The 25,351-nt window shown below is 42.0% G+C and carries 18 protein-coding genes, 1 tRNA gene, 1 rRNA gene and 3 pseudogenes; 15 read left to right on the top strand and 8 right to left on the bottom strand.

The window, feature by feature from the left end:
- Positions 1–313 (bottom strand): 16S ribosomal RNA (locus AACX33_RS17300); the annotation flags it as partial.
- A gap of 315 nt (positions 314–628) precedes the next feature.
- Between AACX33_RS17300 and glyQ the strand changes: the two genes are divergently transcribed.
- Together glyQ and AACX33_RS17290 are read left to right on the top strand one after the other, a co-directional pair.
- Positions 629–1,507 (top strand): glycine--tRNA ligase subunit alpha, encoded by an 879-nt coding sequence (gene glyQ, locus AACX33_RS17295; RefSeq protein ID WP_194002418.1) that lies wholly within the window; start codon positions 629–631, stop codon positions 1,505–1,507.
- 141 nt (positions 1,508–1,648) lie between these two features.
- Positions 1,649–4,018 carry a ComEC/Rec2 family competence protein gene (locus AACX33_RS17290; protein ID WP_194002420.1) on the top strand — a complete coding sequence of 790 codons (2,370 nt, stop codon included), beginning with the start codon at positions 1,649–1,651 and terminating at the stop codon, positions 4,016–4,018.
- A 39-nt stretch (positions 4,019–4,057) separates the two neighbouring features.
- Here AACX33_RS17290 and AACX33_RS17285 read toward each other — a convergent pair whose 3' ends face one another.
- Positions 4,058–5,386 carry a GTPase family protein gene (locus tag AACX33_RS17285; protein WP_194002422.1) on the bottom strand — a complete coding sequence of 443 codons (1,329 nt, stop codon included), beginning with the start codon at positions 5,384–5,386 and terminating at the stop codon, positions 4,058–4,060.
- Between the two features lie 177 nt (positions 5,387–5,563).
- On the opposite strand from AACX33_RS17285, the gene AACX33_RS17280 reads away from it, so the two are divergent.
- The 6 genes and pseudogenes from AACX33_RS17280 (at position 5,564) to AACX33_RS17255 (ending at position 10,879) form a co-directional block, all read left to right on the top strand.
- A tRNA-Gly gene (locus AACX33_RS17280) sits at positions 5,564–5,634 on the top strand.
- A 69-nt stretch (positions 5,635–5,703) separates the two neighbouring features.
- Positions 5,704–6,147: pseudogene (locus tag AACX33_RS17275) on the top strand (DNA cytosine methyltransferase); the annotation flags it as partial.
- A 737-nt stretch (positions 6,148–6,884) separates the two neighbouring features.
- Entirely contained in the window at positions 6,885–7,211 is a 327-nt protein-coding gene (locus tag AACX33_RS17270; RefSeq protein WP_194002425.1) for a (2Fe-2S) ferredoxin domain-containing protein, read from the top strand.
- 60 nt (positions 7,212–7,271) lie between these two features.
- On the top strand, positions 7,272–8,189 hold the full coding sequence (locus AACX33_RS17265; protein WP_194002426.1) for a DUF5331 domain-containing protein: 918 nt from the start codon (positions 7,272–7,274) through the stop codon (positions 8,187–8,189).
- Between the two features lie 279 nt (positions 8,190–8,468).
- Entirely contained in the window at positions 8,469–10,022 is a 1,554-nt protein-coding gene (locus AACX33_RS17260; RefSeq protein WP_194002428.1) for a M48 family metallopeptidase, read from the top strand.
- A 74-nt stretch (positions 10,023–10,096) separates the two neighbouring features.
- Positions 10,097–10,879 carry a COP23 domain-containing protein gene (locus AACX33_RS17255; RefSeq protein ID WP_194002431.1) on the top strand — a complete coding sequence of 261 codons (783 nt, stop codon included), beginning with the start codon at positions 10,097–10,099 and terminating at the stop codon, positions 10,877–10,879.
- On the opposite strand, the gene AACX33_RS17250 is transcribed toward AACX33_RS17255, so the two are convergent.
- From AACX33_RS17250 to AACX33_RS17235, 4 genes are all read right to left on the bottom strand, one after another.
- Complete coding sequence (locus AACX33_RS17250; RefSeq protein ID WP_194002433.1) at positions 10,848–11,744, bottom strand: alpha/beta hydrolase; 897 nt, start codon at positions 11,742–11,744, stop codon at positions 10,848–10,850. The genes AACX33_RS17255 and AACX33_RS17250 overlap by 32 nt on opposite strands.
- A 106-nt stretch (positions 11,745–11,850) precedes the next feature.
- Positions 11,851–13,935 (bottom strand): aminodeoxychorismate synthase component I, encoded by a 2,085-nt coding sequence (pabB, locus tag AACX33_RS17245; protein WP_194002636.1) that lies wholly within the window; start codon positions 13,933–13,935, stop codon positions 11,851–11,853.
- A gap of 151 nt (positions 13,936–14,086) precedes the next feature.
- Positions 14,087–14,629: a single-stranded DNA-binding protein gene (locus AACX33_RS17240; protein ID WP_194002435.1), complete on the bottom strand. Its 543-nt coding sequence runs from the start codon at positions 14,627–14,629 to the stop codon at positions 14,087–14,089.
- Positions 14,630–14,874: 245 nt separating this feature from the next.
- Positions 14,875–16,107: an FAD-dependent oxidoreductase gene (locus tag AACX33_RS17235; RefSeq protein ID WP_194002437.1), complete on the bottom strand. Its 1,233-nt coding sequence runs from the start codon at positions 16,105–16,107 to the stop codon at positions 14,875–14,877.
- Positions 16,108–16,267: 160 nt separating this feature from the next.
- On the opposite strand from AACX33_RS17235, the gene AACX33_RS17230 reads away from it, so the two are divergent.
- The 5 genes and pseudogenes from AACX33_RS17230 to AACX33_RS17210 all read left to right on the top strand — a co-directional run bounded on the left by AACX33_RS17230 (position 16,268) and on the right by AACX33_RS17210 (position 20,788).
- Positions 16,268–17,560, top strand: coding sequence for an ATP-binding cassette domain-containing protein (locus AACX33_RS17230; protein WP_194002638.1), 1,293 nt, complete (start codon positions 16,268–16,270; stop codon positions 17,558–17,560).
- A 257-nt stretch (positions 17,561–17,817) separates the two neighbouring features.
- Positions 17,818–17,931: pseudogene (locus AACX33_RS17225) on the top strand (pentapeptide repeat-containing protein); the annotation flags it as partial.
- 247 nt (positions 17,932–18,178) lie between these two features.
- Positions 18,179–18,538 carry a hypothetical protein gene (locus AACX33_RS17220; protein ID WP_194002441.1) on the top strand — a complete coding sequence of 120 codons (360 nt, stop codon included), beginning with the start codon at positions 18,179–18,181 and terminating at the stop codon, positions 18,536–18,538.
- Between the two features lie 141 nt (positions 18,539–18,679).
- A pseudogene (locus tag AACX33_RS17215) lies at positions 18,680–18,781 on the top strand (pentapeptide repeat-containing protein); the annotation flags it as partial.
- Between the two features lie 384 nt (positions 18,782–19,165).
- A complete protein-coding gene (locus AACX33_RS17210; RefSeq protein WP_227788698.1) occupies positions 19,166–20,788 on the top strand; it encodes a pentapeptide repeat-containing protein in 1,623 nt (540 codons plus the stop codon).
- 95 nt (positions 20,789–20,883) lie between these two features.
- Here the strand turns inward: AACX33_RS17210 and AACX33_RS17205 are convergent, their stop codons facing one another.
- Positions 20,884–23,412, bottom strand: coding sequence for a mannose-1-phosphate guanyltransferase (locus AACX33_RS17205; protein WP_194002445.1), 2,529 nt, complete (start codon positions 23,410–23,412; stop codon positions 20,884–20,886).
- A gap of 553 nt (positions 23,413–23,965) precedes the next feature.
- Here AACX33_RS17205 and AACX33_RS17200 point away from each other — a divergent pair.
- On the top strand, positions 23,966–24,157 hold the full coding sequence (locus tag AACX33_RS17200; RefSeq protein WP_194002447.1) for a hypothetical protein: 192 nt from the start codon (positions 23,966–23,968) through the stop codon (positions 24,155–24,157).
- Between the two features lie 144 nt (positions 24,158–24,301).
- Complete coding sequence (locus AACX33_RS17195; RefSeq protein WP_194002449.1) at positions 24,302–24,721, top strand: SH3 domain-containing protein; 420 nt, start codon at positions 24,302–24,304, stop codon at positions 24,719–24,721.
- Between the two features lie 169 nt (positions 24,722–24,890).
- Here the strand turns inward: AACX33_RS17195 and AACX33_RS17190 are convergent, their stop codons facing one another.
- Positions 24,891–25,283 (bottom strand): hypothetical protein, encoded by a 393-nt coding sequence (locus AACX33_RS17190; protein ID WP_194002451.1) that lies wholly within the window; start codon positions 25,281–25,283, stop codon positions 24,891–24,893.
- Positions 25,284–25,351 lie beyond the last annotated feature (68 nt).

Below are 25,351 nucleotides of genomic sequence, written 5' to 3'. Positions count from 1 at the left end.
CGTAGGAGTCTGGGCCGTGTCTCAGTCCCAGTGTGGCTGATCATCCTCTCAGACCAGCTACTGATCGTCGCCTAGGTGCGCCTTTACCACACCTACTAGCTAATCAGACGCGAGCTCATCTTCAGGCGGCAAGCCTTTCACCTCTCGGCATATCCGGTATTAGCCACCGTTTCCAGTGGTTGTCCCCGACCTGAAGCCAGATTCTCACGCGTTACTCACCCGTCCGCCACTATCTCCGAAGAGACCGTTCGACTTGCATGTGTTAAGCATACCGCCAGCGTTCATCCTGAGCCAGGATCAAACTCTCCGTTTTGGTTTGTTTGTTTTAGCTCTTTCTTGACTACTGTTTTTTAACTTTAGTCTCGTTATTTTATTGACTTGACGCGCAATATTTGCTGTATAATTGCTTTCAAACTATAATATTTTCAAGGTTCGGTGTGTCTTTAAAACGCCGCTCTTTGGCGCTCGTCTCTCAGGCACTTATCTAATATAGCGAGCGCTCCTATCTTTGTCAACTGTTTTTTCAATCTATTTTGAATCTATTTTTTCATGTCTCTGAAACTCCCCACAGTGCTAGGTTGTAGGCAACAATGGTTTATGCACTTTGCTGATTACGGGAGGGTAGAGCGTGAATTTTCAGTCTGTTATTAGTTTATTGCACCAATTTTGGGGTGAACGTGGTTGCTTAATTGCCCAGCCTTACGACATTGAGAAGGGGGCGGGTACCAAAAACCCTCATACATTTTTAAGGGCTTTGGGACCGGAACCTTGGTCTGTTGCTTATGTTGAACCATGTCGTCGTCCTACTGATGGCCGTTACGGCGAAAATCCGAATCGTTTTCAACACTATTATCAGTACCAAGTTTTGATTAAGCCGTCACCGGATAATATTCAAGATATTTATCTCGATTCTTTGAGGGTTTTGGGCATTCGTCCAGAAGACCACGATGTTCGGTTTGTGGAAGATAACTGGGAAGATGCGACTGTGGGCGCTTGGGGTACTGGTTGGGAAGTCTGGTTAGATGGGATGGAAATTACTCAATTTACCTATTTCCAACAGTGTGGGGGAATTGATTGTCGTCCTGTATCGATTGAAATTACTTACGGCTTGGAGCGGCTGGTGATGTATCTCCAGCAGGTGGAAGCTATTACTAAGATTGATTGGACGGACACTATTACTTATGGTGATGTTTTTCTGCAAAGTGAGATTGAGCAGTGTACTTACAATTTTGAGGGATCGAATCCTGAGTTGCTGCTGACACTGTTTAATTTATATGAGCAGGAAGCTAGTCAATTAACTGAGCGTGGGTTGGTTGTACCCAGCCTGGATTATGTGATGAAGTGTTCGCACACGTTTAATTTGCTGGATGCTAGGGGTGTGATTTCGGTGACGGAACGAACTCGTTATATTGGGAGGATTCGTCATTTGGCTCGGAAGGTGGCTCATTTATATGTTGAGCAACGGGAAAAGTTGGGTTTTCCACTGCTGAAGGGGATAACAGTGTGAGTTTGGTAATGTATTAAGAGGAATGTGGATTTAATAAAATACAGAACCTCACCCCCAACCCCTCTCCTTCTCCCAAAGGGAGACGCTACGCGAAGGCAAGGAGAGGGGAGAATTTAAAGTAAGTTTTTTTATGAGTGGCTTATGATTCAGACAAGTGGTGTGTTTATCTGTCTTGGCTTTATTCTGGGATTGCTGTTGACGGGTGTTCCTGGGGGTGGGTTTTGGGTTCTGGGTTTTGGGGTTGTGGGAGCGCTTCTGTTTGGAAGACGCAGATTAGGGCAGTTTGCTCAAAAGTCTGAAAATGCTCATGGTAAAACTCAGGCGGTTCCTAGTATTTGGCAAAATGCTCCCCATCCTAGAATATGGCTGGTTGCTGGGTTGGTGGGGTTGTTAGCAACTTTTTATTTTCAATGGCGATCGCCACAACCAGATGAAAATGATATCAGTACATTTATTTCGTCCGCAAATAACGGTAATCAACAACAACTAGTGATTGTTCGTGGGGAGGTGGTAAGTAATCCCCGTTTGACTCGTAGCCAACGAGGGCAATTTTTGTTGGCTGCTACTCAGCTTGATGAGGTCAAAAATGAAACTGGCCCAGTTAATGTGCCTAAAGGTGTGACGGGCAAATTATATGTGACAGTGCCAATACTTCAGGCTACGGGGTTATATCCTGGTCAACAAATTGCTGTGACTGGAATTTTATACAAGCCGAGAACCGCATCAAATCCTGGTGCTTTCGATTTTCAGAAGTTTCTCAAGCAACAAGGAATATTTGCTGGTTTGACTGGCAGACAGATTAATGTTCTGGATCAGTATGATGAACGTCAGTGGGGATGGTGGCAAATTCGGCAACGAATTGTGCGATCGCAAGTTCGTTGGTTAGGTGTTCCAGGCGGTCCCCTTGTCAGTGCAATGGTTTTGGGTAGTAAAGCCGTTGATTTACCCTACGATATTCGTGATTTGTTTGTGAAGGCAGGGTTGGCTCATACTTTGGCAGCTTCAGGATTTCACGTTTCTTTGGTCTTGGGTTTAATTCTACAACTGACAAGGCGGGCATCGAAGGGAACACAATTTACCTTTGGCTGTTTGGCGTTAATTATTTTCCTCAGTTTAACGGGGTTCCAACCTTCGGTGCTGCGTGCCGTAATTATGGGTTTTGCGGCTTTGGTGGGTTTGCTATTAAAAAGAAAGGTTAAACAATTTGGCTCTCTACTATTAGCCGCAACTCTATTATTGCTGATTAACCCGTTATGGATTTGGGATTTAGGCTTTGAATTGAGTTTTTTAGCAACACTAGGGTTAATCGTCACAGTCCCCGCACTTGTGAAACGCTTAGATTGGTTACCACCAGCGATCGCTTCTTTAATTGCTGTGCCTCTGGCGGCTACGATTTGGACTTTACCTCTGCAACTTTATGTATTTGGGGTTATGCCTGCTTATGGTGTGTTACTGAATATCATCAGCACACCTTTGATTGCCATGATTAGTATAGGTGGAATTATCAGTGCGATCGCCGCATTAATTTGGCCTGCGGCTGGTAGCGCTTTAGCAGGAGGATTACATTATCCTACTGATTGGCTGATTAAATTAGTCGAATCATTCAGCAACTTGCCGGGTAATTCTCTGAGTTTGGGAAGTATATCTACGTGGCAGTTACTAGGCATATATGCAGTGGTTATTTCGGTTTGGCTAGTACGTTGGTGGCAGAAACGCTGGTGGTTTGCAGGTTTAATGGCTATTGGTTTGGTGGTGATCCCATTTTGGCATTCTGCAAATACATTATTGAGAATCACAGTCTTAGCCGCAGGTACAGAACCGGTTGTAGTCATTCAAGACCGAGGAAGAGTGACACTGATTAATAGTGGTGATGAGGGGACTGGACGCTTCACAATTCTACCATTTCTACAACAGCAGGGCATTAATCAAATAGATTGGGCGATCGCCTATGGCATCGCTAGTAATTCTAAATATGAGGATAGTAATGCTTGGTTGGAAGTGCTGCAAACTCTACCAATTAGAAATTTTTATGAATATTCACCCAACCTCACAAGTACCATTGCTGCTCAAGCAATTCAACAGGAAGTCCAAAAGCAACAAGGAATTTACCAACCTTTAGCACCTGGTCAAACAGTCAATACTAGTTCGGTGGTTGCTCAGTTAATTAATGAACAGTTACCTGTTTTACAATTTCAAATTCAAGGTCAAAATTGGCTATTGGTGGGTAATGTCAAGTCTCAAGAGGTGGAACAACTATATAAGGCGGGAAGCTTGCTGCGTCCGCAAGTGTTGTGGTGTAGCCCTCAGTCTTTGAGAGATTTAGTACAAGTGTTTCAACCACAGGTGGCGATCGCCTCTTCTGCTAACCTTGACTCAAAAACCTTATCTGAACTGAGTAAAAACCAGACAAAACTATTTTTTACTAGAGAGGATGGTGCTATCCAATGGACACCCAATGGTCAATTTGAAGCATTTGTGCAAGCAACAGAAAATAAATCTTCAGTTTTTTGATGGTAAAGCCCCAGTGACCAAAAGTTTTTAGACATTCTTTCAACTTTTGATCCCTTTAAACATTTCCTGTGCTTTCTGAAAAGCTTCTTTCATCACCGCCTGAATTTTCTGAGGATCGGGTTTCTTACCACCCATCAAGTCACCAAAATAAACACAAGCACCTTCTCCCAGCGCCCAAGTGTAAGCAGCAGCCCAAGAAGCAGCGATGACGCTACCGAAACCAGGCACAAATTTGATTAACTCTCGTGCAACAGCCTGGGCTAAAAAACCACCTGCGATCGCACTGACAACACCTCCTGCCTGTGATGGAGTCAGCGTCTGCCCATATAATTTTCCTAGCAGACCTACCATTGATACTTGCAAGGAAGTTAAAACTGGCATGGTGGCGAATGGCAATGGTACAGCCGCTAAAGCCGCTGCCATAATCGAAAATGGCAAAATGTAACGCCGTCCAGTATCCCGGTAAATGTCGCCCAGTTGCTTACCAGCTGCATCATCTAACAACTGATAAATTGCACGAGCTTCTGCTTCTGGAAGTAGTTCTGCCAGGGAATCCCGTAATACTTCTAAGCCATAAAACACAGGATTATATTCATCTTCTTCTAAAGTGAAGTCGATGAGGAGAGAGCGATCATATAGTCCTGCAAAAGCTTGCTCAATGGCTGCAAAGGCGCGGTTGACTTCCTCATAGTCTGGGGGATAATCAGGATGATCGGCTGTACTGGGGGGATAAATTTCATGTAAACAGGTAACAGCCAGTAGACAGGGAATCTCTGGATACTGCTGACGTAGTTTTTCCGCAATTTGTCGCAGTGTCTCAGTGGCAAAATCATTAATTTTGACTGTCAAAATCAAGACTCTAGCGCAGCGACTCGACTGTTGTAAATCACTGATTAAATCCTGAATGACCGCTTGAGTGTCCTGATTCACATCTCCCAGTCCCACTGTATCTGTGAAAATCAGCAATGGTAGTTCATTAGAAGGATAGGCGTAACGCTGGGTATGTTGAGTGTGGGGACGAAATCCCTGACCCACAATTTCCGCAGATACTCCTGTTAAGCCTCGGACAATGGAACTTTTACCAGCTTGGGGCTTACCAATCAGCAAGGCCTCTGTGGTTGGCAATTCGGCTCGAACTTTCGCCAAAATCTCTGCCACCTCAGTTTCACTGACACTAAACCATTGAACTATGGTCTGTGTTACTTGCTCTACAGGTAAGAGCTTCACCAAGCTGGTTGTAGTTTTATTCCAGATACGAGTAATGCGGTTTGACCAAGCACTATTTACCGACTTAGCTGTGCCATCAGTCGGCTCGGTAAATTGTTGAGAATCAACTGACTTCCGGTCAGCATCGGGTTTCTCTGTCATTGCTCAATTGTACCAAAAATGCCCAGCATAAAATATTTTGAAAATTATCTTGTGCAATAAAATTATTTTATGCTATATTGACTTATGTCTGTGTGCAAGCTAAGATAAATACATTAATTTTAGTTTATCTGTCTTTTGTGTATTAGGCATTTAACTAATTAAATGTTTTTTGGTTTTGCGGGCGTAGTTTAGTGGTAAAACTTTAGCCTTCCAAGCTAATAATGCGGGTTCGATTCCCGCCGCCCGCTTAGACATAAAGCCCCTGTAAGATCATCCTTATGGGGGTTTGTCATAGCAAGATGAACACTAATATGATTCCTTGTTCTGAAGATATACCTCAAGAACTAACAGTTGAATCTGGTTTAGAAAAAATGATCTGTTGCATCATCCTAATGCTCGGCATTATTTTAAACCAAGGGCAGGTATTGTGAGATTTACGGCTATTGATGAAGGAGATGTTTCTAATAAATCTTTTAAACGTCCGCATAGATGGCGTTACTCTCCGACAGCTTGCTATGGTAATAACGAAGTACATTTACATCCCTACCAAGTCCGGCGAATTTCTGTAGCAGAAGCTTTAGCTATTCAATCTTTACCTAAAATTTTGTACTTCCAGAGGATATGTCACTGACCAATATGTTTAAAACTATTAGTAATGGTGTCCTTATTTGGCATCAAAGGCACTAGCTCAAACTATTCTCGACTTCTTCGCAAATGGGTTGAACAAATCTGTTAAGCCTCATGATTTTACAATTGTTTAATGTCAACTCTAAGACTGAGGACGGCAGATTTAAGTAGGTGGGCGTAAATAAAGTTAACTTGTGGGGTAGTCCTTTTTCCTTAGCCCTTCGCCTACGCTCAGGGTAAATCATTGGTAAGGGTTTCATGGGTGTTTACGAGTCGTAATATAGTTTGGTTTTTCCGATTCCCACCTACTTAATAAAATACATAAGGGACTTCCAAGGAATAAAATCCCCAATTAATTTGTAGGATAATGGTGGGTTACGCTGCGCTAACCCACCCTACAATTTTTGGGTAATTTATTTTTTGGTGTTCCCTAACCTGACATCTAGCCTTTCTCTTTGGTATTGGTAAAGCTACGATGTACACACAAGTTGGAAAATCTTGCCCACATTAAACATCTGTATTTAAAGCTTGGACTCTGGCGACTGTTCGAGTTCTGTCAACGAGATGTTTGTGGTGACCCATGCTACGAAGCGGTCTAGTATGACCAAGGGTGCGTTATGGACTAAAGTACTAACGCACCGAAAATCTAGGATGGTGCGTTGTGCTGCGCGATAACACACCCGACAAAAAGGATTTGGTGTAATTTAATCATTTGTGTGTACACTGTGGTTCCTTCGCCAGGAGAGGGAGCAGGAATCTGGTTTCGCTGCTTAACAAGGGGGAATTTAAAATACATTTGCACGACTAAAATACTCCCTATGGGTATAGTGTCATGTCACCAGTCTTCAGCGTATCTACCACTAATTGATCAATGTCAAATATCAGTCAACCATCAAACTCTTCTCAAATCAACTCGAACTCTGTTGTGAGATGTGTGCGGGTGTGCCAAAATCGCACCTGTAAAAAGCAAGGTGCAGCAGAGGTATTAGCGGCTTTTACAGCTTTTTCTATCCCGGATGTGACGGTAACAGCTAGCGGCTGCTTGGGACAATGTGGTAATGGGCCTATGGTGCTGGTTTTGCCGGATATGGTTTGGTATAGCGGTGTTAGACCCAATGAAGTACCTCTAATGGTAGAACAACATTTGCTAGGTGGTCAAAGTGTTAAAAGAATGCTTTATTATCGGTTTCATCCCTAGTGATAAGCAAATTTAAAATATACAAGTTGGCACAATCGTTGACTGAAGCGAGGCATCTAAATGAATATTCAGCAGCTACGTCAATCTCTAAAAATTAAGTGGCTGAGTTATTACGAGCAAAATCGTTCTTGGCTGGTAAAAATGAGGGTTTGGGGTACTTATAATGGTCTACGCCGTCCTTCTTCTGGATTTATTTTGGCTACTTTGTCGGTTTTAGAACCACAGTTTGATCAAATAATTTCTTTTATTCTGGATTTGAATAATAATCCCGATCAGATAGTCGTAGCTTTAGGTCTCAATTTCAATCCTGATCAAGAGTTACGTTTAATAAACTTAGAGGATTCTAGAATTACTACCCAGTTTGAAAGTGAGTCTTTAGCAGAAAACTATACTGAAAGCAAACCTGTACCTTTGGTGACGGTTGCGCCTAAGATTTCTCCGGCGGAAACTCTCTGTTATGATCTGCCACGGTTAGAGAAACCTGTGTCAGCATATACAGAAAATCCTGAGATTATTCCTCAGCAAAAACTTGGTTCATCTGTGGCGGTGGCTACTAAGGTTGTTTCCCCGCCTTCTACTAAGGTGTTACACTCCGCCAAATCACTCTCCGGTTTACTAGGTCAAGATCAACCAGTGCGATCGCCATTAGCAATTACTATTGACGTGGTTAACAAAGCCAAAACTATCCCGCCCCCTAAAGTGAGGAACTCGTGGTTTCATCATGTACCCATCAAGTTTTGGATTCTTCTGCTCAAGATAAATTGTTTAACTGGGATTTTCTTTTTACGTGACTGTCTTCTTAAATCCCCAGTTGAGGTCAATGGCAAGTATCGAAAAATACCACCAAAACCCAAAGATATTCCCCGTAAAGTTGATCAATTACCCAGTCATCATGCCTCTCGTCTGGCTTCTTGGGTAGATCAGTTTTGTCAGGGTAGCGGATACGACCCAGAAACAGCTATTTCCATGCGATTGTGAAAAATCACTATTCTTGGTGTATTGGGGATTTCCAGAAAATAAATTGCTTCATTTCATCAAACCATCTTTGTTCTTTACAGCACTTCCTTCTGCTATGAGGTACACATAGCGGGCAAGATGCCCGCACCACAAGAGTTTTATCATTAATATCTGTACCTTATAATACCGGGAACTGCTGTATCCCCCCAATACAGTTCGTTATTCCGTAATTTGTCCGTAAGTCCTAATTACTTGTAAAGCGATCGCTCTTTTCAAAAAAACCTTTCGATTTACTGAGTTATGAACAGAACCAGAAAATCTCTGCTGCTGGCATTCGGCACATCGCTGTTAATTATCCTGACGCAACTAATAGCACCCGTTCCCGCACAAGAACCTGCTGCGCCGACGATCATTATTGAGACTACCAGCACACCCACAGAAGCCCAGCCTGACGAAACTGAATCGCAACCGCCAGAGTCCCCTGCACTCAGTCCAGAGGAACTTGCGCGTCAGGAAAAACTCATAGAAGCAGACCAGCTTTTTCTGGAAGGAAAAATTTCTGAGGCGGAAAAACTGTATCGAGAGGTGAAAGCACCGTTTACCACAAAACTTACAGACCAAGAACGCAAAGCCGCAATACTTGACCCTCAGCAACTTTCTCCAGCAGGTAAAGTCTATTGGCGGGAATCTACGGCGGGAATTGCCCAGAATCTGCAAACAAGAACTGTTGTACCTCTGCAATTATTGGTGGAACAGTATCCAGAATTTATCCCTGGTCATATTCGATTTGCAGAGGTTTTAAAACAGTACAACCGCCCTCAAGAAGCATTAGAGGTATTAGAACGTGCATCTTCGCTTTATCCCCAGGAATCAACTCTGATTCAAGCTAGAATCACCGCACTAGCTGAAGCTCAAAAATGGATGGAAGCGTCTTTAGCGGCGCGTCAATTTGCCCTTCTCAACCCAAATCATCCTCAAGCATCTGAATTTAAAGATTTAGCGGATAAAAATCTCAACAACTTCAAATCTCACATTAAATCAGAGATTAGAGGTAATACGATCGCAAATGTGATCACAGGTGCATTAGGTTACGCCGTGACTGGCGGTCTTCAGGGACCCTTTTCTGCCATTGACTCGACGATTATGCTGTTCAGAGGTGAAGAAGCTATCGGTGAATCGATCGCAACACAGGCCAAAAGACAGTTGGATTTAATCGAGGATGAAACTGTGACAGCCTATGTGAATGATATCGGTGAGAAACTGGTGAAGGTCGCAGGAAGGCATGATTTTAAATATGAATTCTTTGTTATTCCTCAAGAAGACCTCAACGCCTTTGCACTCCCTGGGGGCAAAATCTTTATTAATGCTGGTGCGATCGCTAAAACAAATTCCGAAGCCGAATTAGCGGGTTTAATTGGTCATGAATTATCTCATACAGTGCTATCTCATGGCTTTCAATTAGTCACCCAAGGAAATCTGATTGCTAATGTCACCCAGTATTTACCTCTAGGCGGTACTATCGGTCAACTTTTTGCACTCAATTATAGTCGTGATATGGAACGTCAAGCAGATAATTTCGGTACGCGTTTGATCGTGGCTGGCGGATATGCTGCTGATGGCTTGCGTAACTTAATGGTGACATTAGAAAAACAACAAAGAAATTTGATTCCCCTTTGGTTATCTTCTCACCCAGGCGGTAGTGAACGAGTTAGTTATTTAGAAAATTTAATTACCCGTGGGAACTATAACCGTTACGCCTATGAGGGAGTTGAGCGACATTTAGAAGTGCAAACACGGGTGAAACAGCTACTTGAAGAGAAAAAATCACGAGAGCAAAAAAAATCTCGTTCTTGATGAATCAAAAGTCCAAAGTTATTCGTCACTTAAGTTATTCAGTTCTCTAACCAATTGACATTGGGTAATAATTTATGTTTTCACAACCTTTAAAATTGGTATTTTTGAGTAGTATTGGCTTATCTTTATGCCTGGGTAATTCTGTAGCATTTGCTCAATTTAATGATTCTACTTCCGGTGATGTTGTTGTCCCAACAATACCTTCAGGCGGGACATCAACGCCCACAGGCATACCAACAGGCACACCCACAACTACACCAAATGTAACTAGTGGGACTCGGTTCACCTGTCAATTTTACAATGGACAGTACACGGTCATGTATCAGCCACAAAATATTCCAGGGCAATTCTTTCCTTGGGCAGCACCGGCGACTTTGGGTGGTGGTTGGAGTCCAGAAAAACGCTGTGCAGCGATCGCCAGTCGTTTAGAATTATATCGCCCCGATGGTTTACAAGAACTTCAGACAGCTGTAGAAAATAATGAAAATATTGTCTGTGTGACTACAGAGACTAATCCTTTTTGCCGCATTGTGCTGACAGTACCCCGTGGACAAGATCCCTTTGTGGTACGCAATAGCGTTTTCCAAAACTTGATGACTGCTGATAGTGGACAACAAACGTTAGCTGTCAACACTTATGGCGATTCCAGTGGGGGAGGAGTGAATGGATTATACAACTTAGGCCGCTCACTTCTTGGTGGTGGTAACAATCGGGCGAATGCATCTAGAAGTGGGATCAATTTGAAACCTTACCTCGCGCCTCAAGATGGCGGGACTCTGCGACAAAATGGCGCAGCAAGTAATTCTCAGCCTCAACCTCAAAGCCCTAATCGGTTGAATCCTGGTAATTTTCGTTGATCATCCCCCTACCAACCAATTTATGAGTGAATAATGGCGATCGCTCGTTTTTCTTCAGAATCTTGGTAAACTCTCTCAAAATATTTTCATATCTTTCACCAGCTACCCAGAAAAAATCATTATGAGTTGCATCTTCCACCCATAATGCCAGCTTTGGTGACGGTGCAGCAGCATATAACTTTTTAGCATGAGCAAGAGGAATCGTCTCATCAGCTTTACCGTGCATAATCAATACTGGACAAGTGACTTGTTGGATTTTGTCTATATTATTGAACTTATCAAATGGCAAAATTTTCGCAGGTATGATGACTTGAAAAGCAGAAGTAAAAGTGCTTTCGAGAATTAAACCCCCCACAGGCTGGCGCACCGCTAAATCTACTGCTGAACCCCCTCCCACGGAACGTCCAAAAACAATAATATTCTGTGGGAGTATCTTTAAATCTTGGACTAAATAGTTGTAAGCAGCATCAATATCATGATAAGCGTTCTTTTCCGTGGGTATACCTGCGCTTGTACCATAACCGCGATAATCATAAGCCAAGACATTGAAACCAAAATCACGCAATTTTTCTAGAAGTTGTTTAATGTCGCCTAAATCTTCAGCATTACCATGAGCATAAAGAATTGTATAATTAGCTGTAGGATTCACTAAATGCACTGCTGAAATTTTCGTTTCGCCCTGACTCTTTAACTTTAATATTTCTTCAGTATCTTGATAGCTAGATGGTTGAGGTAAGAAAATCATCCTATCTGCACGAAAATAAACATATCCAGCAAAAAATAAATATATAAAAATTAAAGATTTTAACAATCTTTTCCAGGATAAATCACCAATTAAAACTTTTTTGAGACGCTGTTTATCCATTTGACTTTTGTTTTGCTGTAAAGTGCAAGTTTAATTTATTTAAACGAACCGCCAAGACGCAAAGAACGCCAAGGGAAGAAGGTTTAATAGGTTTTTTGCATATAATCTATATTTTTACCGCATTGGGTGATAAAGCCTGAATTAATGCCTTTGCTTTTAGGCAAGCTTCCTCAAATTCAGCTTCAGGATCGGATAATGCCACAATACCACCACCGATGCCAATAGAAGTACCATTGGGAGTTAAAAGTGCAGTCCGGATCACAATATTTAAGTCTGCTGCACCATTCAGCGCTAAAAACCCAATTGCGCCTGAATAAACTCCACGTGCTTCTTGCTCTAATTCATCGATAATTTTCATAGTCCTAATTTTCGGCGCACCTGTCATCGAACCACCAGGAAATGCCTTTTTGATGCAGTCTGTAGCCTTCATATCTGGGAGCAAGCAACCCCGAATTGTACTGACAAGTTGATGCACTGTGGCATAAGTTTCTACATCCATCAATTTTGGCACGTGGATACTGCCGACTTCACAGACTAAGCCTAAATCGTTGCGTAACAAATCTACAATCATCAAGTTTTCAGCCCGGTCTTTTTCGCTGTGACGCAATTGTTCACAAAGTATTTGATCTTCTGCGGGAGTCTGTCCACGTCTGGAAGTACCTTTGATCGGCTTCGTTTCTACCCAACCGGCGCGGTCAATGCGTAAAAATCTTTCTGGAGATGAACAAGCGATCGCAATTTCACCAAAGCGCAGAAATGCTGAGTAAGGTGCTGGATTAACTCGCCGTAAGGTGCGATAAAATTCCAGTGGATTAGGGGTGCTGTCTGTATAAAGCTTGTTAGTTAAACAAATTTGGTAACTCTCCCCCTCCTTAATTTCACTTAGACACTTTTGAATATCATCTATGTAAGTCTCGTGAGAGCGACTGAAGCGGAAAACTACAGGTTCTTTGCTACCAATCGCTAGAATAGGCGGAAGGGGAGCTAGAGTGCGAAGTTGTTTCTCTGTTGACTCAAACCAAGCTTGTGCTTGTGTCGTTTCTTGGTTTTTGATCAGACATACCAAATATACAGTCTGTTCTTCGTGGTCAAACACAATGATTTGATCAGCTAAAAGAAACATAGCATCGGGAAGCGACGCAGAATGAACTAGCTCAGATCCACATTCTGCCTTGAGTTCATAACCAAAGTAGCCCACAAACCCACAATTGAAGTCAAAAGGTAGGTGATCAGATTTACACTGTCTGTAATCAATTTCCCGTTTGAGATAATCAAAAATACTTTCTGTGCGGCGTGTCACCGTACTTGACTGAGTAATAGTTATTTCTTTACTTTGGGTATGGTACTCAACCAACAAGCTATTTAAACCACCACTCCCTCCCATAAAGGAGAAACGAGAAAGACCAGTTTCAACTAAGCTGCTATCAAGCCAAAAAGCATGAGTATCTTCCCCAAATAAATGCACAAATACCTGTTCTGCATCCAGATAGATATCTAATTTTTTACTGCAAACTTGGTACTGAGCATCAGAAGAGGCTGGGGGGCTGGGGTGCTGTTGTAGTGGTGAAAAAACTTCCCCGTTTCTAGTGCATATTCCTAATTGATTTTGAGTAAATTTTTCGGTAATATCTCGGAAATTTTCTAAAAGTTTTCTACCATATTCTGTACAGATCGATTCTGGATGAAACTGTACGCCCCAAAATGGTAAATATCGATGACGCAGCGCCATTATCAGTCCTTCTTCAGTCCAAGCTACTTTTTCCAGACAGCTGGGTAAATCTTCTGCAACTATTAAGGAGTGGTAGCGGACAACAGAAAAGCCATGCGGAATCCCCTTAAATAATTCAGATTCATTATGATATATCTTACTCAATCGCCCGTGCCTAATTTCTGGCGCATGAATCACAGTTCCACCATAGACATGAGCTAGTCCTTGATGACCGAGACAAACGCCCAATAGGGGTACATTTACCTTTTGAATCACTTCTCGACAGATACCAAAATCTTCAGACTTTTCTGGACGACCGGGGCCGGGAGAAATGACAACATTGTCGAATTTGAGTTTTTTTAAGTCCTTCCAGTCAATTTGATCGTTACGAATTACTAGGGGAAGTTCTCCATTGACTTCGGCGATCATCTGATAGAGATTAAATGTATAAGAATCGTAGTTATCAATGATCAGCGATCGCACTTCATGTTTCCCCTGTTGATCCAAAGTCCAAAACTCAGAAAAGGATGAGACACCTGTGTGAGATACAGACAGCTCATCCTTGACTAATTAATTCTAATTTCCCAGTAAAAATATTGAGTATAGACCGATTAATCGCGTCTGTACTGACTACTTAGAAAGGAATATCATCTGGGTCTGGTTCTTGCTCTTTGACTGGAGGATAAGTGGTGCGCTCAAAATTTTGGGGTGGGGGTGTGGGTACGAACTTTGTCGGCTGAGGAGCAACGCTAACGGGAGCTGTAGCCGGGCTGGTTACTGGATGTAACTCTACTTGGTTCTGTGAAGATGAAACTGCTGGGGCTGTTGCGGTGTCTGATGGAGTGATAGTTGTTGATGGTGATGAACCCAAACCACTTCCTAAAGGTTGAATCTGTTGTACTACCAATTCAGCACGTTTTTCTTTAAAACCTTCTTGACGCTCCACAGTATGCATCCCTAAGCGTCCTGCTAAGATGACGCGATCGCCTATATGATAATTTTGCTGAATTTCTGTAGCCATATTCCCCCAGCCCACCACTTTTAAGGTGACTAACTGGTCTTCTGCGCGCTGAGAATTGGGAAACTGCACCAGCATTTCCGTGATGGCTAAGTTATCGGCGGTATAGCGTAATTGTGGTTCTTGAATGATTTCTGCCATTAAAACGCAGCTATTCATGAAATCCTCCTGACTGTAAAAATACTGTGTGGGAAATAAGGGTTTTATTAGCTAAATATTTGTAATTTGCCTGAATAAATTTCTGACAACATTTTCAGCTTGGGTCTTTTCTAGCATAAAAGCCAAGCGACAGTTTTGAACAGCATTTGGGATGCTAATCTCTACTTTCGCTTGACTACAACGAGCATTGGATTCTGCATGAGTAGTACAATTATACCATTCAACGACAGAAAAAATACTGCAAGTTAAGTTTGGACATGGACAGGAAAAATCCCCAAGCCAATTAACCGCCCTGGAAGGTCGCGTAAAATGGGCAAGCGTAACCAAACCGGAGGTTTAAAAGTCTGCTGTGATTTAAGAACCGGAGCTAAAACTCGTTTCTGAATTAAGCTCTGAAATGCTTGAATAAACCGGGTAGGTAACTCTCGTTGGCGCTGCACTTTTGCTAAATCACTCAGTTCTATATGTTTGTTTTTCAGAGGTTGACTGAGGATATTGGCAGCTACGACAGCATCCTGAATTGCATAGTTAATACCCACTCCTCCCACTGGGGACATAATATGAGCCGCATCACCTATGAGTAACAGTCCCGGACGATACCAGCGTTTGACGAAACTGGATTCCACACAGAGAAAGAATACCTGTGACCAATCTTGTAAATGTTCGATGCGCGTGCTTAAACTTGGCACAACTTCGACTACAGATTTTTTCAATTCCTCTAACCCAGCAGCCCGAATCTGCTGATAACCACCTTTAGGAATCACATAGGCAAGTTGCCACTCATCACCACGATCCAGCATAGCCACAATCCGACCTTGAGCAAGGTTTCCTATGCCTCCTTCTGGGTCTTCTGGGTGATGGGGTAAACGGAACCAGAGAACATCCATTGGCGGCGAAGCTTGAATAGACTCAAAACCACCCAGTTGTCTTAAACGTGAGTGACGACCATCTGCACCCACTGTCAGTACAGCCCGGACTTCATGCCAGCCGCCGCCTTGCCGATAACGGACACCTTGAATTACGCCATTTTCCTCAATTAATTCCTGCACATTCGCACCCATGACTAAGTGAAAATTCGGATATTTTGCTGCTTCTTGGGTGATGAACTCCAGAAATTTTACCTGGGGCATCATTGTGATGTAAGGATAGCGGGTTTTCAGGTGACTAAAATCGGCTAAGGTGACGGTATTTTCAGGAGTGCGAATCCTCAGACTGTGCATTTTTGCATGGGGTAGTTGTAGCAAGCGATCGCTTAACCCCAACTCTTCCATAATTTCCATTACCGAGGGGTGAATTGTGTCCCCCCGAAAGTCCCGGTCAAAATCTTTATGCGCTTCCAACAAGGTTACAGAAACGCCTTGACGTGCTAAGAGTAGTCCCAAAACCGCCCCGGCTGGACCACCACCGACAATACAACAATCGGTAGTTGTTACATCTACAATTTCATGGACAGGATTTTCAGTTACATCGGTAGTCATGAGAATACCTACTGATACTGCGATAAATCTAGGGTAGTTTGCTCTTTTTGCTGACAGCTATTTTTTACTTTTCGTCGTCACAGGTAACATATATCATGGGCGCTGAATGTTCCGCTTTGTGGAATCAGTTATCCATTGCATACCATTACCCCAAATACTCGTGGCGCAAGTTGTCTTAGAAAATATCTATAAAAGTTTTCCCCAGCGCAAGGGGGAAAGTGTAGCTGCTCCAACCTCTCCTAGCGATCGCCAAAAAAATGATCCAACTCCAGAAACAGACATTATTACTGTCTTACGGCGAATTAACCTAACTATCGCCGATGGTGAATTTATGGTGCTTGTCGGTCCTTCGGGTTGTGGTAAAAGCACTCTACTGCGGTTAATCGCTGGGTTGGAAGCAATGACAGGAGGAAATATTACTGTAGGCGATCGCCTAATCAATGATCTACCTCCCAAAGAAAGAGACATTGCAATGGTGTTTCAAAATTACGCCCTCTATCCCCACATGACGGTGTATGACAACATCGCCTTTGGACTCCGCCGGCGAGAATTAGAGCATCGGGAAACTCAGGACTCTTCACTTCCTGATTGGGCGAAAAATCTGCTGGTGGGTGTTACCAGAAAGTTACCTAAAGGACTGCGTTACATTTCAGACAGAGAAAGGCAAGTAGACCAGCAAGTAAGAAATGTGGCTCAATTATTGCAAATGGAAACCTTGCTGAATCGCTTACCCAAACAGCTATCTGGGGGACAAAGACAACGGGTAGCATTAGGAAGAGCGATCGCCCGTGATCCTCAAGTGTTTTTAATGGATGAACCCCTTTCTAACTTGGATGCAAAACTCCGCGCCGAAACTCGCGCCCAAATTGTCAAATTGCAACGCCAACTAGGAACTACGACGATTTACGTTACCCACGACCAAACCGAAGCGATGACAATGGGCGATCGCATTGCGATTATGAATCAAGGTCAGATTCAGCAAGTAGCTTCCCCATTAGAACTTTATAACCGCCCTGCAAACCGCTTTGTCGCCGAGTTTATTGGTTCACCACCGATGAATTTTATTCCTGTAACATTTCATGCGCCGTTGTTAATTACTCATCATAATTTCCGTCTTACCCTCCCAGAAACTTGGGAAACAGCGCTGCGAAAATACGATAAGCAAACCATTATTTTAGGTATTCGCCCAGAACATTTAATTTTGAGCGTACCTGCGACCAAAAATTTACCCGTAAAAGTAGACTTAGTAGAAAATCTGGGTAATGATTCTTTCCTAGCAGTGAGAATTTCAGAACCAGAATCTCAAATTATTCATACAGATAATTATCTCCAAGTACGAATACCACCAGATAGATTAGTAAGTGTTGGTGAGCAATTATGGTTATCGTTAAATCCCGAAAGACTGCACTTTTTTGATCCTCACACCGAGTCAGCAATCTTTCCCAGAACTTAAAATCGATAATATATTTTATGCGTCGAAATTCGATTTTTTACAAGCTGTTTCAACAATAGCCTAATCTGTTATTTCAACTAAGTAAGTCAACATAATTAAACATAAAACATTGAGGATATAGATCCCCGACTTCTCGAAGAAGTCGGGGATCTGGGGATTACGTTTTTTAATTTGAGCTACTTACTAGACCGGAAATATTCGTGGTATATCTGTAGCTAAGTTAGAAAACATCAGAAATTTGCCTACTGTACTTAGCCATGACCCAAGACTTATCCGGTAAAAATCTCAGAGGTCATTCTTTCAAAGGTCAAAACCTTGAGGGTGCAAATTTTAGTGGTGCTGATTTTACTGGTGCTAACTTCACAAATGCTCAAGCTCGACTGTAAAAGCGTTGGGCGTTATTTCTAGTTTTGCTTTCTTGTTTGGTCTCAAATTATACTTTTACTGTTACTTTACTTGAGTTTTGTCAGTCAATCAGAGAAATGGTGTCGATTACGGTATTATCAAGAGGTTAATTGCTGTCAATCGCCTTTGCATCTAGCAAAGACTGCATAAGTTAACTTCACTGTCACCTATCGCTTTTTTAGAAAATCAGTAAAAGCTACTAAACCAAAAAATATGGACATAACTACTTTAGTTCCAGAATTTAACCAATACACACTTATTCAAAGAAAATTATTTTTAGATTGGATTCTACTACCAATAGAAAATGATGAGGAAGCTAGAAATCGTTTTCTTGAATCATTATTAAATGATTTTAATGATTCTAATATTGAAGTAGAAGTAAATGAAATAGAAGGAAAACTGGATTTATTAATTAAAAGAATAGAAAAAAAAGAAAAAATAAGACTTGCCATAGCTGGTCCTCGCATCATAAACACAATTTTACAAGAAGTAAAGTGCAGAATAGGATGCAAACTACATAAGGATCAATCCAAATATAAAATTTGTATTAAGGATTGTAAGAGTCCGCTTTAAAAGTGTCGCGTTGTGATATTAGGCACTTATTAATCCCCCGTAGCCCCCTTTTTTACGGGGATTTAGGGGGATATAAAATTTTTTGCTACCGACAATAGGATTTTTCAAACATCCTCTAATAATATTTGAAATTATAGTTTCATGTCGAATGTTTTTCATGGAAAAAAACTTTGTGGTAAATCCTTTAAAGATCAGAATCTAGCTAATACCAATTTTCAAGGTGCTGATATTAGAGGAGTAAACTTTACTAACACTATTCTTACAAATGCCAACTTTAGTTATACAATATCTGGAACACGAAATTACGTCAGAATCTGTCTAGTTCTTGTTTCATTACTGCTAATAGCTATAGCAGGTATAATTTCAACATTGGGTGGAGATTTTATCTTTCCAGAGGAAGGCCATTTCATATCTAATGCAATAATCTTAGTTTCCATATTATTGTTCTTATCTTTTACTCACTTAAAAGGTTTTCTAGCAGGTTTATGCTCTGGCATTGCAGTTTTTATTCCAGGATTAGCTCTAGGTTGGATTATATCGCCTCTCCCTTGTCTTATTGAAAAGATAGCTAAAGCTTCCGTTAGCGGAGTTATAGAACTACCTCTAATTGCAATTAGTTACACAATCATGACTTTAGCTACGGCTGTTATTATAGTCTTATTAGAGTCTGTACCTATAGCTATCTGCGTAGCTATCTGCGTAGCTACAGGTACAGCTATAGGTTCATCTGCCAATTTAGGAATAAAGCTATCAACATTCACCACACCTACTATAGCTATGCTAGCAAGCTACATTAGTTGGCAAGCTTTAGTTGGAGACGAAAAGTTTGTTTGGATTTACAAAAATGCTATTTTTTTGGCTTCTGTAGGTGGCACTAATTTTTGTAACTCTAATTTAACTAACGTTAATTTTAAAGGAGCAAAGGTTAAGGGTGCAGATTTCAGAAATTCTATTTTAACTCACACTAATTTCCGACAAGCTAAAATGCTTAATTATGTTCGTCCTGGTAAAACTTACTTGCAAAAGGCATCAGTGTGTCAATTGCTAATTACGGGACAAGGACAGGAAAAAAATTTGGATCATGAAAACTTGCGCGGAGTCAATTTAGAAGGAGCTAATTTAGTAGATGCCAGTTTTATTGGTGCAGACTTGAGCGAAGCCAACTTACAAGATGCAGATTTATCCAGAGCAAAATTAGTACAGGCTCAACTAAAAGGCACGGATTTTATAGGGGCTACGCTCACCGGGGTATACATTCAAGATTGGGGCATTACCACTGAGACCAAATTTGATGGTGTGCGGTGTGAATACGTTTATATGCGACTCCCCACAAATGAAAATCCTGACCCTTTCCGCAAACCTGATAACAATAAAGAAGTGTTTGCAGATGGTGAGTTTGGGGATTTTATCAAGCCAATATTTGACACCCTGGACTTATACCATAACCAAGATGTTGACCCTCGTGCTATTGCAATTTCATTCAAGCAGTTAGCAGAGAATCACCCAGAAGCAGACCTGCGAATTGTCGGCATGGAAGTACGAGGTGAAGATAAATTTTTACTTCGTGCCAAAACCGCAGCTACAGCTGACAAGTCCCAACTGAGTGCCGAATATTCCGCTACTTATAACGAGATAAAAGGCTTGCCAGAGAGCCAAATTAATTTACTACTAGCAGAAAAAGATAATCAAATTCGTAGATTAGAGAATATGGTAATGACGGCGCTGGAGCGCCCTAATTTTTATTCAAGTACACAAATACAAGAGGTAGGAACTATGGCTAGTAATCAAGGTGGGTTTTCAGTTGGTGGTTCTGTAGGCGGTAATGTCAACAACGTTCAAGGGGATAACAACCGCGCAGTACAAGGAGACAATAATCAGGCTGTTCTTGGTGACAATAATCAAGTAACGCAACAAAATCAAGTGGGCGCAGATACGGGAGAAACGCTGACTAAAGAGGATATTGTCAAGTTACTGGCACAATTAGAAACTTTGATTCAAGGTGCAGAATTACCAGCCGACACCAAAGAAGAAGTAATTGAAGATTTAAATGCAGCTAAAAACGCAACGGATAAGGAAGAACCGAATAAAAAACGTGCGTTAGACCGCTTGGAAAGCATGACAGAAACCCTAGAAAAAACCACTAAAACTGTTGATTCTGGTAAGCAACTTTGGACAGTAGCCAAACCGATTATTATAAAAGTTGCTGGCTGGTTAGGTGCGGCGGCTGGTTCATCTCTATTGGGATTGTAAGTAGGTCAACCTCATTAAACATAAAACTTTGACGATATAGATCCCCGACTTTTCATCGGGGATATGGGTATTACGTTGTTAAAGATTCCCTAAATTTACACCTCTGCTGGTTGGTATTCTTGTTGTCTTTCCACAAAGGCCTGAACACGGGTGCGGTAGTTTCTCAATGTTTCATCTACCCAATCGCGATCGTTACTATTCGCATATAAATGTACTAAAGGCTCACTAGCATCTGGTAGAACTAATAGCCAACTATCATCATAGGGTTGGCAAATTTTCACCCCATCAATTAACTCTAAATTTTGGGCTGGGTGTGTTTCGACCAAATAACGCATCAGCGCCCCTTTAGCAGTCCAAGGACATCGAACTGTATAACTTTTGTGAACTACACGGGGTAATTCTGAACGGGCTGTAGCCAGCGATCGCTCTTGAATTGTCAGCATCTCAATTAACTTCGCAATGCAGAACATCGAATCAAATCCCGGATGCAGGTGGGGGAAAATAAAACCAGTTTCTCCGCTACCTCCTAACACCACATTGGGATTTTTCTGCGAAGCCTCCATCAAAGCTGTAGGATTGGCTTTAGTGCGAATTACCCGACCATCATGACGACGAGCGACTTGTTCCACAGCACTGGAAGCATGAACCGGGACAACTACCGTCCCTCTGGGGTTAGACGTTAAGATCATGTCTACCATCAGTGCGGTTAAAATTTCCCCCCGAATCGGAAAGCCTGACTCATCAACTAAAATTAGCTGTTCCCCATTGGCCGAGACTTGCACACCAAAGTTAGCTTTCAACGCTTCCACTACATGACCTAACTGAGTCAGCAATGCTTCCCGATCAGTCACTGACATCGCCGCTTTATTCACACTCGCATTCAACACCACTGCATCAGCGCCAAATTTGTCTAACATCATGGGTAAAACTGCGCCAGACACCGCATAAACATAGTCAATTACGACTTTTGCGCGACTGTTGCGGAGAGTATCTACATTTAACAGCTTTTCAAAGGCTGTGCAGTAGCGTTCCATGACTTGACTCGGATAAGCTACATCGCCAATTTCATGAATTTGCGATCGCCGCATATCTTCTTTAAAATAAGCTCCTTCAATTTTCTTCTCCAGAGCTTTGGTGATATTAATCCCCTTAACATCCATAAATTCAATCAGGATATAGTCAGGGCGATCCGGGTGTACCCGCACATGAATCCCACCAGCTACGAACATTGTAGGTATGACTGTGCGCGCTATGGGAATAGCTGTAGCATCGAGGTTTTGAATATCAATCCCTACAGACATCAAACCAGCAATTAATGACCGGGTAACCATGCGAGAAATGTTACGCTGGTCGCGGGAAACCGTGACTTTACAACCTGGTTTCAAGGTGGAACCATAAGCAGCACCCAACTTCACGGCAAATTCTGGGGTGATGTCAATATTCGCTAATCCTTGTACACCACGTTGCCCAAATAAATTTCTTTGAGCAGTGTTACCCCAAATCAAGTTAATGTTTAAAATTGCCCCTGATTCAATCTTTTTACTCGGCCAAACGCGTACATTTGGGCTGATTTGTGCTTCTTCGCCGATAGTAGAAAGGGAACCCACCACAGCGGCTTCTAATACATGAGCGCGACGATCTACACGAGTACCACGAGAAATCACGCAGGCGCTGAGATGTGCTTCATCTCCAATAATTGACCCATTCCACAAAATTGGTCGCTTGAGATTAGCATCAGCGCCAATGGTGACATTATCCCCAATGATTGTTCCACCCTCAATTTGGACTCTAGCCCCAATGCGGCAATTGTCACCAATCACGGCGGGAGTCTCAATATTTGCGGTGGGGGCGATAAATGTATTTTGTCCTACCCACAAATTAGGCGAAACTTCTTTATAAGCAAAGTCGAGTTTAACTTTTCGATCCAAGGCATCATACTGAGCTTCACGATAGGCATCTAAATGACCGACATCACACCAGTAACCTTGGGCAATGTAGCCATACAGGGCTTCACCTTTTGCCAGCATTAAGGGAAATAAGTCTTTGGAAAAGTCGCTTTCGGTGTTAGATGGCAAATAATCTAATACTTCTGGTTCGAGAATGTAAATACCTGTGTTGACAGTATCGGAAAAAATTTCACTGGTAGAAGGTTTTTCTAAAAAGCGGCTAATATGCCCTTGGTCATCGGTGATTACCACCCCAAATTCTACCGGGTTGGGAACCCTGGTTAAAACTAAAGTGGCTTTTGACTGTTTTTGTTTATGAAAGGCGATCGCTGCCGTCAGGTCAAAATCTGTGATACTATCGCCGCTAATCACTAAAAATGTTTCATCTAAAAGTTCGGCAATATTCTTCACACAGCCTGCCGTGCCTAGAGGCTGGTCTTCTTCCACGGCATAGGTCATCTGAACGCCAAAATCGCTGCCATCTTGAAAGTAATCTCGCAGGACATCGGGTAGATAATGCAATGTCGCAATAACTTCTGTGATTTGATGCCGCTTGAGTAGATTGATGATGTGTTCAGCAATTGGCCGATTGAGAATAGGAACCATCGGTTTGGGTAGATCACAAGTTAACGGGCGAAGCCGCGTTCCCGAACCGCCTGCCATCAGTACTGCACGCATAAATTCTCCTTAGCTATTTGCAGCATTTGCTGCTTACAGACCCGTGAGAGTGTATTGTATGTTCTTTCTTTAGTCTCCTATGGATATTGGTATTTGAGTAACTTACCTCAGAAGCATCTGCTGTGAGATAAGCAAATCTACTCATCACTTTAGCCTGTATGTTCAAAGACAATCAACATCAAAAACTGGCTTCGAGTTGTCCCCAACCGCACTTGTTTCCTACGGTTGACTTACGCTCTTTTCCTAGAAACTTTCAGGAAAAAAGGAACAAAAAGCATGGAGAAAAAACATTTTTTTGATATTTTATTTTTTCATTGTTCTTTCTGGGTTATATGTTCTATTGTGGCAATAGATACTCCATTTTGGTACAAGCTGACCAGCTGCAATACAGGAATGTCCTTGACTATAAAATCAAAGAATGTATTTATAGGTGACTCAGGTGTGGAAGTAATGAGGAATTTAGTTATCTTTGATCAGCGTAGGTACTGCATCATCTCAATGGTGTAATCACACTTAACTTAACTACTGTCATTTACTAAAGGAGTCAATAAAAATGATTAAGTTAATTATTTTCGGTCTTGTGGTGGTTTATGTAGGTGGTGTTTGGAAGTTATGGACTGGGTTTGAACGAACTAATTTTAGTCAAACTTTGCCTAATCGCATCGGTTTATCATTGCTATGGCCAGCTTTACTTATTGCTAATAAATCATATCGTCGCAATTTTAGAAAGGCGTTAAAAGGCTAGCGCCACAGGGTGGAAGTCAAAAGTCAAAAGTCAAAAGGGAAATCCTGATAATTAAAATCTGGGGTTTCCCAAAAACGCCTTGGTTTCCGAAATTGACGCTCCCTGGTTTGTGGTCATACATCTCAGACTTTGGGAGCTTCAATCATGGTTCGTCCTGTTGCCGCGATCGCGATCGCTAGTTTAATTGGTATCATTTCTCTACCTTCCCTAGCCCAACAACGCCAGACACCCACCCCTACCCGTCAAGGTGACTACAATTCAGCCATTACCAAATTTCCAGATGGTAGTCAAGCTGTATTATTGTCATGGTTTACGAAGATTCGTAGTGGTAAACTAAACTGCCGTAGCGCCCCTGGAGTAAATCAGCGCGTTATCAAGCAATTTCAAGCAAATGAGCTACTCCAAGCCGATGCGGGTGCTAAGAACTCTCAAGAACCTATTGTGCGGGATTCACAGGGTAATCCTTGGCTACGGGTAAAGATAGCCAACAATCAAGGAAAAACTCAAGGAACTTGTTTTGTCAGAGCCAATCGACAGTTTATTGAACCAAATTCTTTAGAATAAAAGTTATTAGCAGGTGGATTTATTACTTACTAATAACTTCCAATAAATCTGCTAGTTAGACCAGTAATCTAACAATTTGTAATTCGTTGTGAAGATATAGATAGCAATATCTGGGAATTTGAATTATTAAATCTCAAATCTACAATTTCAACACGAATTACAAATTAGCTTATTTCCGGTTGTTCAAAATATGGATAACAGTACCCGCAGCTGCACCATCGACAGCATTACCAAGAGGATCGCTGCAACGTCCACCAGTAATTGCACCAGCTACAGTACCCGCAACTGCACCAACTCCAGCATCTTGAGCTAAGTTACGATCGCTTTGGTTGCGTCTATTATTATTAGCCGCATTGACAGCCGCACCAGCGGCCGCACCTTTAACCGCATTGTTGACTAAGGAACCACATCCTCTAACAGCACCAGAAGCCGCACCAGCAGCAGCGCCAGTACCTAAATCTCTGAGAAATCCATTAGCAGCAGCTGGTTGAGTCGGAACGAGACTAGTTAAACTTGCAGCCATGAGGCTGGGTAAAAGTGTAAGTTGGAAAATTTTATGCATGGTAGTACCTGATTAAGCAATTAAACGTTTATCAGTTGCAGCAGCAAGTGAGAACATTATCATAATTA

The sequence above is a fragment of the Nodularia sp. LEGE 04288 genome, from assembly GCF_963896525.1.
Classification (GTDB): domain Bacteria; phylum Cyanobacteriota; class Cyanobacteriia; order Cyanobacteriales; family Nostocaceae; genus Nodularia.
The sequence above is the reverse complement of the archived record's forward strand: the minus strand, read 5'-3'. Positions and strand labels throughout refer to the sequence as shown.